This is a genomic window from Aeromonas sp. MR19, assembly GCF_963899305.1.
Taxonomy (GTDB): domain Bacteria; phylum Pseudomonadota; class Gammaproteobacteria; order Enterobacterales; family Aeromonadaceae; genus Aeromonas; species Aeromonas bestiarum.
Window position 1 is genome coordinate 85,880 of sequence record NZ_CAWQWZ010000051.1, and the last position, 13,941, is coordinate 99,820.

The 13,941-nt window shown below is 63.2% G+C and carries 12 protein-coding genes; 8 read left to right on the forward strand and 4 right to left on the reverse strand.

Annotated features, from left to right (window positions below; genetic code table 11):
- Positions 1-167: 167 nt before the first annotated feature.
- The 6 genes from AACQ95_RS18790 to mgtE all read left to right on the forward strand — a co-directional run bounded on the left by AACQ95_RS18790 (position 168) and on the right by mgtE (position 8,106).
- Positions 168-1,088 (forward strand): LysR family transcriptional regulator, encoded by a 921-nt coding sequence (locus tag AACQ95_RS18790; protein ID WP_241279321.1) that lies wholly within the window; start codon positions 168-170, stop codon positions 1,086-1,088.
- A 300-nt stretch (positions 1,089-1,388) separates the two neighbouring features.
- On the forward strand, positions 1,389-3,935 hold the full coding sequence (nirB, locus tag AACQ95_RS18795) for a nitrite reductase large subunit NirB (protein WP_241279322.1): 2,547 nt from the start codon (positions 1,389-1,391) through the stop codon (positions 3,933-3,935).
- Positions 3,935-4,252 (forward strand): nitrite reductase small subunit NirD, encoded by a 318-nt coding sequence (gene nirD, locus AACQ95_RS18800; RefSeq protein ID WP_241279323.1) that lies wholly within the window; start codon positions 3,935-3,937, stop codon positions 4,250-4,252. Before nirB ends, nirD begins: the two co-directional genes overlap by 1 nt.
- A gap of 51 nt (positions 4,253-4,303) precedes the next feature.
- On the forward strand, positions 4,304-5,110 hold the full coding sequence (gene nirC, locus AACQ95_RS18805) for a nitrite transporter NirC (protein WP_241279324.1): 807 nt from the start codon (positions 4,304-4,306) through the stop codon (positions 5,108-5,110).
- 12 nt (positions 5,111-5,122) lie between these two features.
- Positions 5,123-6,529: a siroheme synthase CysG gene (gene cysG, locus AACQ95_RS18810; protein ID WP_241279325.1), complete on the forward strand. Its 1,407-nt coding sequence runs from the start codon at positions 5,123-5,125 to the stop codon at positions 6,527-6,529.
- Positions 6,530-6,681: 152 nt separating this feature from the next.
- Positions 6,682-8,106 (forward strand): magnesium transporter, encoded by a 1,425-nt coding sequence (gene mgtE / locus AACQ95_RS18815; RefSeq protein ID WP_021138458.1) that lies wholly within the window; start codon positions 6,682-6,684, stop codon positions 8,104-8,106.
- A gap of 71 nt (positions 8,107-8,177) precedes the next feature.
- Here mgtE and AACQ95_RS18820 read toward each other — a convergent pair whose 3' ends face one another.
- Positions 8,178-10,031 carry a methyl-accepting chemotaxis protein gene (locus tag AACQ95_RS18820; protein ID WP_241279326.1) on the reverse strand — a complete coding sequence of 618 codons (1,854 nt, stop codon included), beginning with the start codon at positions 10,029-10,031 and terminating at the stop codon, positions 8,178-8,180.
- A 146-nt stretch (positions 10,032-10,177) separates the two neighbouring features.
- On the opposite strand from AACQ95_RS18820, the gene rraA reads away from it, so the two are divergent.
- Complete coding sequence (gene rraA, locus AACQ95_RS18825) at positions 10,178-10,663, forward strand: ribonuclease E activity regulator RraA (protein ID WP_021138460.1); 486 nt, start codon at positions 10,178-10,180, stop codon at positions 10,661-10,663.
- 273 nt (positions 10,664-10,936) lie between these two features.
- Here the strand turns inward: rraA and AACQ95_RS18830 are convergent, their stop codons facing one another.
- The 3 genes from AACQ95_RS18830 to AACQ95_RS18840 form a co-directional block, all read right to left on the reverse strand.
- Positions 10,937-11,611, reverse strand: a complete 675-nt coding sequence (locus tag AACQ95_RS18830) for a 7-cyano-7-deazaguanine/7-aminomethyl-7-deazaguanine transporter (RefSeq protein ID WP_241279327.1) — start codon at positions 11,609-11,611, stop codon at positions 10,937-10,939.
- Positions 11,612-11,780: 169 nt separating this feature from the next.
- Positions 11,781-12,068: a DUF3630 family protein gene (locus AACQ95_RS18835; RefSeq protein ID WP_241279328.1), complete on the reverse strand. Its 288-nt coding sequence runs from the start codon at positions 12,066-12,068 to the stop codon at positions 11,781-11,783.
- 10 nt (positions 12,069-12,078) lie between these two features.
- Entirely contained in the window at positions 12,079-13,506 is a 1,428-nt protein-coding gene (locus tag AACQ95_RS18840; RefSeq protein ID WP_241279329.1) for a protein adenylyltransferase SelO, read from the reverse strand.
- A gap of 104 nt (positions 13,507-13,610) precedes the next feature.
- Between AACQ95_RS18840 and AACQ95_RS18845 the strand changes: the two genes are divergently transcribed.
- Positions 13,611-13,910 carry a c-type cytochrome gene (locus tag AACQ95_RS18845; RefSeq protein ID WP_043554202.1) on the forward strand — a complete coding sequence of 100 codons (300 nt, stop codon included), beginning with the start codon at positions 13,611-13,613 and terminating at the stop codon, positions 13,908-13,910.
- Positions 13,911-13,941 lie beyond the last annotated feature (31 nt).

Sequence of the window (13,941 nt, forward strand, 5' to 3'; positions counted from 1 at the left end):
CACAAGGCTAGCCCTGACGCTGATCCGGCGGAAGGCGCACGAGATGCAGCTTATAGCTGCACGACACGCCATATGAAGCCATGGATTCTCGCGTATGATGAGTCAACACACAGATATGATCGCCATCGGCTGATCACCCCGCATACCAGGCCGGCGAGGGCACGACCATGAGCACCCCCGATTTCAACCTGCTGATCACCCTGGATGCGCTGCTCGATGAGGGCAGCGTAGCCGGCGCCGCCAGACGGCTGCGTCTCAGCCCCTCCGCCATGAGCCGGGCGCTGGCCCGCCTGCGTGAGACGACCGGGGACCCGCTGCTGGTACGGGCGGGCCGGGGGCTGGTGCCCACGCCACGCGCCCTGGCCCTGCGCGAGCGGGTCAGCCAGCTGGTGCAGGAGGCCGAAGCCGTGCTGCGCCCCCAGCAGGAGATAGATCCGGCTCACCTGGTGCGCACCTTTCGCCTCAGATCCAGCGACGGTTTCGTGGAGAGTGTCGGGGCGGCGCTGCTGGCGCGGCTCACCGCCGAGGCGCCCGGGGTGCGTCTGCATTTCATGGCCAAGCCCGACAAGGAGAGTCAGCCCCTGCGCGGTGGCGAGCTGGATTTTGAAACCGGCGTGATCGGCACCAATACGGCACCCGAGCTGCATACCCAGGCGCTGTTCCAGGATCGCTTCGTCGCCGTGGTGCGGCCGGGCCATCCACTGTGCGAGGGGCCCCTGACCGCAGTCCGTTATGCCGCCGCCCGCCATGTGCTGGTGTCGCGGCGCGGGCAGGAGCACGGCCCCGTCGACGAGGCGCTCGCCGCCCTGAAGCTGGAGCGTGCCATCGCCACCCTGGTGCCGGGCTTTGCCACTGCGCTGGCGCTGGTGCGGGGCAGCGATCTGGTGGCGACCGTGCCCGCCCTGCACTGCGCCTCCCTGCACGCCGATCTGGTGACCCTGCCCCTGCCCTTCCCCCTGCCCGGGATCACCCTGGCCCTGCTCTGGCACCCACGGCTGGACGCCGATCCGGCTCACCGCTGGCTGCGCACCCTCATCCGCGAAACCTGCGCCCGCGCCCCCTATCAGCCCACCCCGAAAGAGCGCTGATCTGCGCCGCCACAACCCGCTGTGCCACCCGGATGCCGCACAGTGAAAGCACCTCTGCCGAGGTGCTTTCTTTCATCATGCCTGGCCAGACGAGCCACCCCTCTTTCCCCCCTTGCTCCATGACAACCAAAGCCCAGAATGCACCACTGGTATACCTATTTATATATATCTTTGAATTGTATCGAATTACCCCTGAGGAGATATATAAATAGACACTTGATTTGCATCAATCGCCCCGGCCCTGCGACTGGGTAGCCTAGCCTCAGAATGATGTTTTATTACTCCAAACTAGAGGCAATCATGAGCAAAGTCAGGCTGGCCGTCATAGGGAACGGCATGGTGGGGCACCGCTTCATCGAAGAGTTGATCGAGCGGTCCGATCCGGACCGGTTCGAGATCACCGTCTTCGGTGCTGAACCGCGTCCCGCCTACGATCGTGTCCATCTCTCCTCCTACTTCTCCCACCACACCAGCGAAGATCTCTCCCTCGTCAAACCCGGTTTCTACGAGAAGCACGGCATCCGTCTGCTGCTCGGCGAGGCGGTGAAAAAAATCGACAGGGCGGCCCGCGAGGTGCACTCCAACAAGGGCACAGTGGTCGGCTATGACAAGCTGGTGCTGGCCACCGGCTCCTACCCCTGGGTGCCGCCCATTGCGGGCAGTCAGCACCACGAATGCTTCGTCTATCGCACCATAGAGGATCTGAAAGCCATCCGCAGCGCTGCCAAGAGCGGCAAGAGTGGCGTTGTCATTGGGGGCGGTCTGCTTGGTCTCGAAGCCGCCGGTGCCCTCAAAGCTCTGGGTCTCGAGACCCACGTGGTGGAGTTTGCCCCGGTATTGATGGCGGAACAGCTCGACGGCCAGGGTGGCCAGCTGCTGCGCCGCAAGATCGAATCCATGGGGGTGCAGGTTCACACCAGCAAGAGCACCAGCGAGATCCTGATGCACGGCGGTCGTGACGCCCAGCATCGCCTCGCCTTCGCCGACGGCAGCCAGCTGGAAGTGGATGTGGTGGTCTTCTCCACCGGTATCCGCCCGCAGGATACACTGGGCCGGTATTGCGAACTGGCCATCGCCGAGCGCGGCGGCGTAGCTGTCGATGATCACTGCCTCACCTCCGACCCCGACATCTATGCCATCGGCGAGTGCGCCGCCTGGCAGGGTCGCTTCTTCGGCCTGGTGGCGCCCGGCTACAAGATGGCCCAGATCACCGTCGACCACCTGCTCGGCGGCGACAGCCGCTTCGAAGGGGCGGACATGAGTGCCAAGCTCAAGCTGCTCGGCGTCTCCGTCGGTTCCATCGGCGATGCCCATGGCCGCACGCCCGGCAGCCACAGCTATGTGTTCCAGGACGATCAGGCCGGCGTCTACAAGCGTATCGTGGTGAGCGAAGACAACAGCCGCCTGCTCGGTGCCGTGCTGGTCGGCGATGTGGATGACTACGGCAACCTGCTGCAGCTGATGCTCAATGCCATGCCGCTGCCCGCCCACCCGGACACCCTGATCCTGCCCGCCTACGCCGGTGCCAAGCCGACCCTGGGGGTGGATGCCCTGCCGTCCACCGCCCAGATCTGCTCCTGCTTCGACGTCTCCAAGGGCGACATAGCCAATGCGGTCGCCGAGGGCCATACCACCCTGGCCGCCATCAAGCAGCACACCAAGGCCGGCACCGGCTGTGGCGGCTGCGTGCCCCTCATCAGCCAGGTGCTCAACGCCGAGTTGGTGAAGCAGGGCATAGAGGTCAACAACCACCTCTGCGCCCACTTCCCCCATTCCCGCCAGGAGCTGTTCCACCTGGTCAAGGTGGAAGGGATCAAGAGCTTCGACGAGCTGCTGGCCAAACACGGACACGGCTATGGCTGCGAGGTGTGCAAACCCACGGTCGGCTCCATCCTCGCCTCCTGCTGGAACGGCTATGTGCTGAGCCCGCTCAACACCCAGCTGCAGGACACCAACGACATCTTCCTCGGCAACATGCAGAAGGACGGCAGCTACTCCGTCATCCCGCGCATGGCCGGTGGTGAGGTGACCCCGGAAGGCTTGCTGGCGGTGGCCGAAGTGGCCCGCGACTACAAGCTCTACACCAAGATCACCGGTGCCCAGCGCATCGGCCTGTTCGGCGCCCAGAAGGACGATCTGCCCGCCATCTGGCGCAAATTGCTGGCCGCGGGCTTCGAGACAGGTCAGGCCTACGCCAAGGCGCTGCGCATGGCCAAGACCTGCGTCGGCAGCACTTGGTGCCGCTTCGGCGTGCAGGACAGCGTCGGCCTCGGGGTCTTCCTCGAGAACCGCTACAAGGGCATTCGCACCCCCCACAAGATGAAGTTCGGTGTCTCCGGCTGTACCCGCGAATGCGCGGAAGCCCAGGGCAAGGATGTCGGCATCATAGCCACGGACGCGGGCTGGAACCTCTATGTGGGCGGCAACGGCGGTATGAAACCGCGCCACGCCGACCTGCTGGCCTCCGATCTGGACCGCGAGACGTTAATCCGGTTGATTGACCGCTTTATGATGTTCTACGTCACCAGCGCCGACAAACTGCAGCGCACCTCGGTCTGGCTCGGCAACCTGGAAGGGGGCGTCGACTACCTGCGCGAGGTGATCGTCGACGACAAGCTGGGACTGAATGCCACCCTGGAGCACGACATCCAGGTGCTGATCGACAGCTACGAGTGCGAGTGGTCCCGCACCCTGAATGAAGAGGAGCAGCTCAAGCGCTTCAGCCACTTCATCAACAGCGGCAAACGCGATCCGGACGTGCAGTTCGTCACCGAGCGCGACCAGCACAGACCGGCCACCCCGGCCGAGCGCATTCCCGTCTATCAGATCGAAGTGGAGGCAAAGTAATGAAATTAGCCTGTCAACTCAATGACATATTTCCGGGCACCGGCGTCTGCGCCCTGATCGAGGGTCGTCAGATCGCCCTGTTCCGCCCGAACGACGCGGCCGAGGTGTTCGCCATCGACAACCGGGACCCCTTCTTCGCTGCCAACGTGCTGTCGCGCGGCATCATAGGTGAACACGAGGGCGAGCTCTGGGTTGCCAGCCCGCTCAAGAAGCAGCACTTCCGTCTGCGCGACGGCCACTGCCTCGAGAACGCCGCCATGTCGGTGCAAAGCTATCCCGTTGAAGTACGCGACCAGCAGGTCTGGGTTGCCGTCTAACACCATGCATATCAGGGCTGCCCGCGGGCGGCCCTCTTGAAGGAAACAAAGATGTATACCGAAACCATCAACAAGTGCGCCGCCAACGCGGCCCGCATCAACCGCTTCGAGCGCAGCGACAAGCTGGGCTTCTGGCTCAGCTCCGCCATGGCCGGGGCCTATGTGGGCCTGGGCATCATCCTCATCTTCACTCTGGGCAACCTGGTCGACCCCAGCATTCGCCCGCTGGTGATGGGGGCCACCTTCGGCATAGCCCTGACCCTGGTTGTCATCGCCGGCTCCGAGCTGTTCACCGGCCACACCATGTTCCTCACCTTCGGGGTGAAGAGCGGCAAGATCACCATGGGCGACCTGCTGCGCATCCTGCCCCAGACCTGGGCCGGCAACCTGCTCGGCTCCATAGCAGTGGCGCTGATCTACTCCTACGGCGGCAGCCTGCTGCCGGACGCGGGCAGCCTGGCCCACAAGGTGGCGCTGGCCAAGACCCAGGCACCGGCGCTGACCCTGTTCATGAAAGGCGTGCTGTGTAACTGGCTGGTCTGCCTCGCTATCTGGATGGCGCTGCGCACCGAGGGTGCCGCCAAGTTCATCGCCATCTGGTGGTGCCTGCTGGCCTTCATCGCCTCCGGCTATGAGCACTCGGTCGCCAACATGACGCTGTTCGCCCTCTCCTGGTTCGGCGCTCACTCAGACGCCTACACCCTGGGCGGTATAGGCCACAACCTGCTGTGGGTGACCCTCGGTAATACCGTCTCCGGCGCCCTCTTCATGGGGCTGGGCTACTGGTATGCCACTCCCAAGGCGGATCGCCCGGTTGCCGTGACCGAGAACACCGTCAGCCAGACCCAAACCGCCTGATCCGGAGGCCCCATGGACTACTTGCCCATCTTTTGCCGACTCGACAATAAACCCGTGCTGCTGGTTGGCGGCGGCGAAGTCGCAGAGCGCAAGGCGCGCCTGCTGCTGGACGCAGGTGCCCGCCTGACTGTGGTCTCTCCCGAGCTCGACCCCGAGCTGGCAGCCCTTGCCGCCAGCGGGACGATCGAGTGGCTGACCGGTGAATTCGAGCCAGCGCAGCTGACGGGCAAGTGGCTGGTGGTAGCCGCCACCGACAGGCGCGAAGTCAATGCGCTGGTCTACCAGAGCGCCAATCAGGCGCGGATCTTTGCCAACGTGGTGGATGACCCCAAACGCTCCAGCTTCATCATGCCGTCGATCATAGACCGCTCGCCCCTGATAGTGGCCATCTCCTCCGGCGGCAAGGCACCGGTGCTGGCCCGCTTGCTGCGCGAGAAACTCGAGGCCCTGCTGCCCCAGCATCTCGGCGCCGTGGCGGCCTTCGCCGGTGGCCTGCGGGATAGGGTCAAGGCCCGTTTCGCCAGCATGGGAGAGCGCCGCCAGTTCTGGGAGCGGCTGCTTGGCGCCGACCGGCTCGGCCAGGCGCTGGCGCGGGGTGACCAGGCCTCGGCCAACCAGCTGGCCGACGCTCTGTTTGCCGAGGATGCCGCTGCCAAGGGGGAAGTGATCCTGGTGGGCGCAGGCCCCGGCGATCCCGGTCTGCTCACCCTGCACGCCCTGCGCCAGATGCAGCAGGCGGACGTGGTGGTCCATGACCGTCTGGTCTCCGACGAGGTGATGGCGCTGGTCAGACGGGATGCCAAACGCATCTTCGTCGGCAAGCAGGCGGGCAACCACTGCGTGCCCCAGGAGGGGATCAACCAACTCTTGCTGGAGGAAGCCAGCAAGGGGCAACGGGTAGTACGGCTGAAAGGGGGCGACCCCTTCATCTTCGGCCGGGGCGGCGAGGAGCTGGAGACGCTGGTCGGCAGCGGCGTGGGCTTTCAGGTGGTGCCGGGGATCACGGCGGCGAGCGGCTGCGCCGCCTACGCCGGCATCCCGCTCACCCACCGCGATCACGCCCAGAGCGTGCGCTTCGTCACCGCCCACGGCAAGGGCGGCACCCAGGATCTGGACTGGCCCCTGCTGGCCCGGGATCAGCAGACGCTGGTGTTCTATATGGGACTCTCAAGCTGCGCCACCATCCGTGAGCAGCTGATGGCCCACGGCAAGGGCGGCGCCACTCCGGTGGCGCTGATCGAGCGCGGCACCCAACCGAGCCAGCGGGTCATTCGTGGCACCCTGGATCAGCTGGCCGAGCTGGCGGTTGGCGTCGAGAGCCCGGCCCTCATCATGGTGGGATCCGTGGTCACCCTGGCCGACCAGCTCGCCTGGTTCGGTCAGACTGGTGCCCCCTCGCAGGCCGCCGCACTGGCCTGAGCCGGCCGTCAGCCTCGCCATTGAGACCGTCACCACCATGGTGGCGGTTTTTTTATCCGCACTTACCGCATTCATGGTCATAACCTCTTGTTTTGAGTCTGGTATCCTATGGGGAAGGTCATCCGGCCAACCGAATTCAGGAATTCTGTTTCATGTCTCTCCCCGTCAAGAACAGCGCCAAGCAGCGTGAACAAGACAGATCGCGCATTCTCACCCTGCTGCTGGCCGATGATGCCCTCACCGACAGCCTGCTGGATCCGCAGACGGTACAGGATGCCGAGCTGCGGGATCAGACCAGCGAGCTGACGCGACTGGTCAACAGCCTGCCGGCCGCCGACATCGCCGATGCGCTGGAATCCCTGCCGCCGGACGAGCGCCACGTGCTCTGGCAGCAGGTAGACCCGGAGAAACATGGCCAGGTGCTGGTCGAGGCCTCGGAGACTGTGTGGGACAGCCTGATCAGCGGCATGAGCGACAAGGCGCTGCTGCACGCCCTGCGCACCCTGGACATAGACGATCAGATCTATCTGGGCCAATACCTGCCCCGCAACCTGATGGGCCGACTGCTCACCTCCATGGCGCCCCCCCAGCGCGACCAGGTAAGAGAGGTGATCCGCTACGGCAAGCACACGGTCGGCGCCATGATGGACTTCGAGCTCATCACGGTGCGCGCCGAGGTAAGCCTGGCGACCGTGCAGCGCTACCTGCGCCTGCGCGGCAAGATCCCCGTCAACACCGACAAGCTGTTTGTCATCGACAGGCGCAACCGGCTGCAGGGGGAGCTGCCGCTCACCACTGTGCTGCTGCACAAGCCGGCGACCCTGGTCGGCGAGGTGATGGAGCGGGATCCTGTCACCTTCGATCCGGAGGACAACGATGAAGCCGCCGCCCGAACCTTCGAGCGGGACGACTTGGTCTCCGCCGCCGTCATCGACGGCCGCGGCAAGCTGATGGGCCGCCTCACAGTCGCCGAGGTGGTGGATCTGGTGTATGAGGAGAGCGACACGGATCTGCGCCGCATGGGGGGGATCAGTGAAGATGAAGACGTATTCGCCCCGGTCAACAAGGCGGTCAAGACCCGCTGGGCCTGGCTCGCCATCAACCTCTGTACCGCCTTCGTGGCCTCCCGGGTCATAGGCCTGTTCGAGCACACCATATCGCAACTGGTGGCGCTGGCGGCCCTGATGCCAATCGTCGCAGGGATAGGCGGCAACACGGGCAACCAGACCATCACCATGATAGTGCGGGCGCTGGCGCTGCAGCACATACAGGCGGGCAACGTCTCCTTCCTGCTGTGGCGCGAGCTGGGGGTAGCACTGATCAACGGTCTGGTGTGGGGCGGTACCATGGGGCTGGCCACCTATGCCCTCTATCAGGATGCGGCGCTGGGCGCCGTGATGACGCTGGCCATGATGATCAACCTGCTGGTCGCCGCCCTGATGGGGGTCATCATCCCCATGACGATGTCGCGTCTCGGCCGGGATCCGGCGATCGGTGCCAGCGTGATGATCACCGCCATCACGGATACCGGCGGCTTCTTCATCTTCCTCGGGCTGGCGACCCTGTTCCTCATCTAGTAGGGGCGAGCCGTCTCTATGAAAAAGGGAGCCTGCACGGCTCCCTTTTTGCTGTTCCAGGGGTCTGACCGCTAGACCCGGTACTTGGCCACCGCCTGGTTGAGCAACTTGGCCTGCTCGGTCAGGCCCTGGCTGGACTTGGCATTCTCCTCCGCCATCAGGCTCGACTCCTGGGCTATGTCGCGGATGTTGTTGACATTGCGGTTCACCTCGTTGGCCACCAGACTCTGCTGTTCGATGGCCGCGGCAATCTGGGTGCTCATATCCATGATGTGGGTGACATCCTGGGTGATCTGCCCCAGCAGCTCACCCGCCGTGCTGGCCTGCTCCGAGCTGCTGTTGCCCTGCTCGCGACAGGTCGCCATCATGCCCACTATGCTGCCGGTCTGCTTCTGCAGCGAGCTGATGATGCCGGCTATCTCCTGGGTCGACTTCTGGGTACGGATGGCGAGGCTGCGCACCTCGTCCGCCACCACCGCAAAACCTCGGCCCTGATCCCCAGCCCGCGCCGCCTCGATGGCCGCATTGAGCGCCAGCAGGTTGGTCTGCTCGGCGATGCCGCGGATCACGTCCAGCACGGAGCCTATGGTCTCGCTCTCTTTCTGCAACTGGGCCACCTCCTGGGAGGAGCTCTCCAGATTGCCGGCCAGCGAGCGGATCTGGCGAACCGTGTTCTCGACCGCGGTGCGCCCCTCCATCGCCTTGTTGTTGGTGGCCTGGGCATTGTTGGCGGCCTGCTCTGTGTTGCGGGCTATCTCCTCTATGGTGGATCCCATCTCGGTGGAGGCCGTCGCCACCATGTCGGTTTCCTGCAACTGGCGTGACGCCCCCTCGCTGGTGCGTCTGACGTTGCTGGAGAGGTGATCCGCCGCCTCGGTCAGGGTGTGCACGCTCTGCTTCACATCGCCGATCAGATGGCGAAAGCCTCCCAGCATCACGTCCAGATTGCCTGCCAGCTGGGCCATCTCGTCGGCCCCTTGCAGCTCTATCTTGAGGCGCAGGTCGTTGTCCTGGCGGATGCGGTTGACTGTGTCGTTCACCCGCGAGATGGGCCTGTCTATGCTGCGGCCCAGCAAGATGCTCATGATGCCGATCAGCACTATGATCACGCCACCGCAGACCAGCATCAGGCTGTTGAGGCGCGAGGTCTGCCGCACCAGCTCGTCGGCTATGTGCTGACCGAGGGCGGCGAAGCCCTGCTCGGTCTGATGCACCAAGTCCCGCATCTGGTTGCGCAGCCCCTCATCCTCTTTCAGCCCCAGCACCTGCATGCCCTCCACCAGGGCGACGAAGTCCTGCCGATACTGCAGGCTGGCCTGTTCCAGATTGCCGCGGTCCGCCTCCGGCAGCGTCGCCAGGCTCTCCTGGAAGCTCTTGTGCAAGGTCTGGAAACGCTCCAGATACTGGATGTCGGAGCGCAGCATGAAGTCTTTCTCCGCCCGCCTCAGCTGCAGCATTGTGATGATCAACCCCTGCTGATCCAGCTGCTTGAGCCCCTCCTCGACCTGATGCACAGCCGCCCTCAGGCGGCCGTAGAGACCATCTTCCGGCCCCAGCCCTATGGTCTGTTGCTGCGCCACCAGATCGTTGAAGGCCTTGCCATAGGCCCCCATCTGCTGATCCAGCCGGGCCAGCTCGCCGTTCACGGCCCTCAGGTTGTCATCGGCACTCAAGGTCTGGTCCAGCTTGTGAAAATCGGCCAACCCCTGGTTGAAGCGATCGACGAAGGCCAAATCCTTGCGGATCAGGAAATCCTTCTCGGCCCGTCGCAGGTTCAGCATGGCAATCTCGAGCGCATCCACGTTGCGCTGGGCTTCTGTCAGATGGCGGCTCACCTGGCTGGAATAGAGAAACAAACCACTCAGCACCAGCATGGCAATGGCCACCAGCACTGTGTTCAGGATCAACTTATGACGGATCAGCACGATGGACCTCTCACGAACAGGGAATGAACTGCATTGAGCTTATGCAGAAAACGCCATCCCTGTTGTTGTTCAAGGAATATTCATTGAAATGCCAGTCCCACTCCTTATACTGGATCCCACCTGTTTCCAGCCGTGGATTTGACACTATGGAATACAACACTTCAGAACTGTGCGACATCTATCAGGACATGGTGGATGTGCTCGAACCCATGCTCTGCTCCTTCGGCGGCCGCGCCTCTTTCGGCGGCGTCATCACCACAGTCAAATGCTTCGAATCGAATGGCCTGATCCGTGAACTGGTCAAGGAGAACGGCGTCGGCCGCGTGCTGCTGATCGATGGCGGTGGCTCCATGCGCCGCGCCCTGATCGACAGCGAGATCGCCACTACGGCAGCCGAGAACGAGTGGGAAGGCATCGTCTGCTACGGCTGCGTGCGCGAGGTCGACATCCTGGAAGATCTGGATATCGGCATTCAGGCACTGGCCGCCATTCCGGTGGGCGCCGACAGCAAGGACGTGGGGGAGACGGATCTGCCGGTCAACTTCGGTGGCGTCACCTTCCTGCCGGATGATCATCTCTACGCAGACACCACAGGGGTAATCCTCTCCCCTGAGGCGCTCGATATCGAGTAAACCGCAACCTGAGTTGTGACGATGGGAGCCTTGGCTCCCATTTTTTATGGCTGCAACTTGCTGAAAAAAAGCAAAAAAAGAGGGCCAGAAGAACTGGCCCTATAACTGGAAGCAATGTGAGCAATGTCGTGCCTTCACAAGAAGTCCATCACGTTGGAACGAATGAAGTCTTTCCCGGAAAACAAGTTAACAATAATCATTCTCATTTAACTAAGCAACTCTTATTTGCCAAACGTGCAAAAAAATTGACCACCGCTGGGGTGGTCAATTGCATCAGGCCTGGCGCGTCGCCGTTTGCAAGCCGGCCAATCCGGCCTCGCCCACCAGCTTGCGGCTGAGATAACGCAGCAAGACGCCGTAGAGAGGCACAAACAAACCAAGGCTTATCAGCAACTTGAATACATAGTCCACGGTTGCGATCTCGACCCAGTGCTCGGCCATGAAGGGATCCGTGCTGCGCCAGAAGGCGATGCTGAAGAAGGCGATGGTGTCCACCAGGTTGCCAAACAGGGTCGAGGCGGCTGGCGCCACCCACCAGGCCCTGAGCAGCCGCAGCCGGTTGAATACCACCACGTCCATGAACTGGCCCACCAGATAGGCCATGAAACTGGCCAGCGCGATACGCGCCACGAACAGGTTGAACTCCGCCAGATTGCCCATGCCCTGATAACTGCCCTCGAAGAACAGCACGGAGAGCGCATAGGAAACGGCCAGTGCAGGCAGCATCACGGTCTGGATGATCTTGCGCGCCAGACCGGCACCGAAGATCCGCACCGTCAGATCGGTGGCCAGGAAGATGAACGGGAAGCTGAAGGCACCCCAGGTAGTGTGGAAGCCGAAGATGGTGATCGGCAGCTGCACCAGGTAGTTGCTGCTGGCGATGATCAGGATGTGGAACAACGAGAGGCGCACCAGCGCCGTCTGGTGCTGAGCAGGGGTCAAATTCATATTGTGACCTTTTTGGTTAATGGGGTTAGGGAACCCATACCGCCACCATTGGCGATAATTGAGGGGCGAGATTATACGCCCCCCAACTGATAGTTCAATCTTTATGCTGTTGATTCGACCAGCGGCCATTGCCATCGAAGGGCAAGGTCATGCGCCCCAAGCAGCCCGTTCAGCCTCTATGCTGGCGACCGAGCCAGAGCAAGACCTCGCGATCGACCGGCTGTACCGCCGTCAGCCAGCAACCGCTATGGTGTTCATACTCCAGCCTGAGCTGGCTGCCTTCAAATTCCAGCAACCAGCCGTGGCGATCGGCGCCCCACTCCCTGTCGAGCAGCCTGAGCTCCCACTCCTGCAGCAAGGCACCGGCCAGCGCCGGGAAGGTATCCCAGCAGAGCCCGGGACAATCCAGTATCAGCACGGCCGACTCAATGTCTGTCCGTGTTACACGCCAATTCATCTCTCATCCCTCAACTGCTGCAAGAAAGCTCGCCACCGCAATACCACGCGGGTGCAGGGGTGGCGAGATCTTCATATTCCGGTTGCTCATCATAGGGGTGCTGCAAGGCCGCAAACAACCGCTCGAACGGTGTCATATCCCCCGCCTCGGCGGCATCTATCGCCTGCTGGGCCAGGGCATTGCGCAGCACATACTTGGGATTGACGGCGTCCATCTGCCGCTTGCGGGCGGCATCCTCGCCTCCCTCCCGCACCAGTCGTGCCCGATAGAGCGCGAGCCACTGCTGCCAGAGCGCAGGATCCGGCAGCAGTGCCAACAGGGAGGCGGGCAAATCCCCCTGCTGAGTAACCTCACCCAGCCGGCGCAGGAAGAGGTGATAGTCCACTCCCTGGCTCGCCAACAGCCGGAACAGCTCGCGGAACAGCGCCGGGTCCTCCTCTTCCCACACCGCCAGCCCGAGCCGGGCGCGCATCAGTTCGGAGTAGTGCAGCATCAGCTGATGTTCATACTCGGCCAGCGCGGCGGCCAGGGCCTCGCCGTCCACATGGTCCGCCAACGCCTGCGCCAGCTTCTGCAGGTTCCAGTAACCCACCGCCGGCTGCTGATCCAGCGCGTAGCGGCCACCCGGATCCGAGTGATTGCAGACAAAGTCCGGCACATAGGCATCGATGAAACCGTAGGGGCCGTAATCCAGAGTCAGCCCGAGCAGCGACATGTTGTCGGTGTTCATCACGCCATGGCAGAAACCGGCGGCCTGCCACTTGGCGATGAGCCGCGCGGTGCGCCGCACCACCTCGGCAAACAGTTCGGCCCCGTTGTTCAGCTCGGGGAAGTGGTGACGGAGCAGATAGTCGATGAGCAGCGGTATCTTCTCTCCCTGCCCGCTCCAGGCGAAATATTCGATATGACCGAAACGCAGGTGGCTCGGGGCTGTGCGCAGCACTGTCGCCCCGCGTTCTTCCTGTTCCCGGTAGACAGGCTCCTGGCTGCCAACCAGCACCAGCGCCCGGGTGGTGGGAATGCCGAGGGCATGCAGCGCCTCGGAGGCGAGATACTCGCGGATGCTGGAGCGCAGCACGGCACGGCCATCACCGAAGCGGGAGAAGGGGGTCTTGCCCGCCCCTTTCAGATGCAGATCCCAGCCCTGACCATCCGGTGCCAGCTGCTCCCCCAGCAGCAGGGCGCGGCCATCGCCGAGCCGCGGGCTGTAACCACCGAACTGATGACCCGCATAGACCTGGGCCACCGGCTGCATGCCTGGCAGCGGCTGGCCCAGACCACAACAGGCAAGCCAGTCTGTTTCGCCGACATCGCCCAGTCCCAGCTCGTTCAGCAGGCCGTGGTTGAGGTGCAGCAAGCTGGGCTCGCGCAGCGGCTGGGGGGCCACGGGCTCACAGGCCCAGGGCAGTTCGGTGGCGAAAGTGTTGATCAGCTTCATGGTAGTGCGATTCGTCCCTGCGTATGCTCGTGTCACTCTTTATACCGCCGTCAGCCGAGTTCGGCTAACAGGTGATCGCGCTATTTCATTTCAAGGAGAAGAAGATGCAAAGATGGTTGGGCACCCTGCCCCTGCTGATGTTGTTGTGGGGACAGGCCCAGGCGGCCGATATCGAGGCGGGCAAGGCCAAGGCGGCGGTCTGCTCCGCCTGCCATGGGGTCGAGGGCAAGGCACTGATCCCCAACTATCCCCATCTGGCCGGCCAGAATGCCGCCTATCTGGTGAAACAGCTGAAAGCCTTCAAGGAGGGCAGTCGCAAGGAACCCCTGATGCTGCCCTTCATGGCGCCGCTCACCGAGGCCGACATGGAGAACCTGGCGGCCTATTACGCCAGCTTGAAATAACCTCTCGGCGCCCGGCGGACGGGCGCCCCAC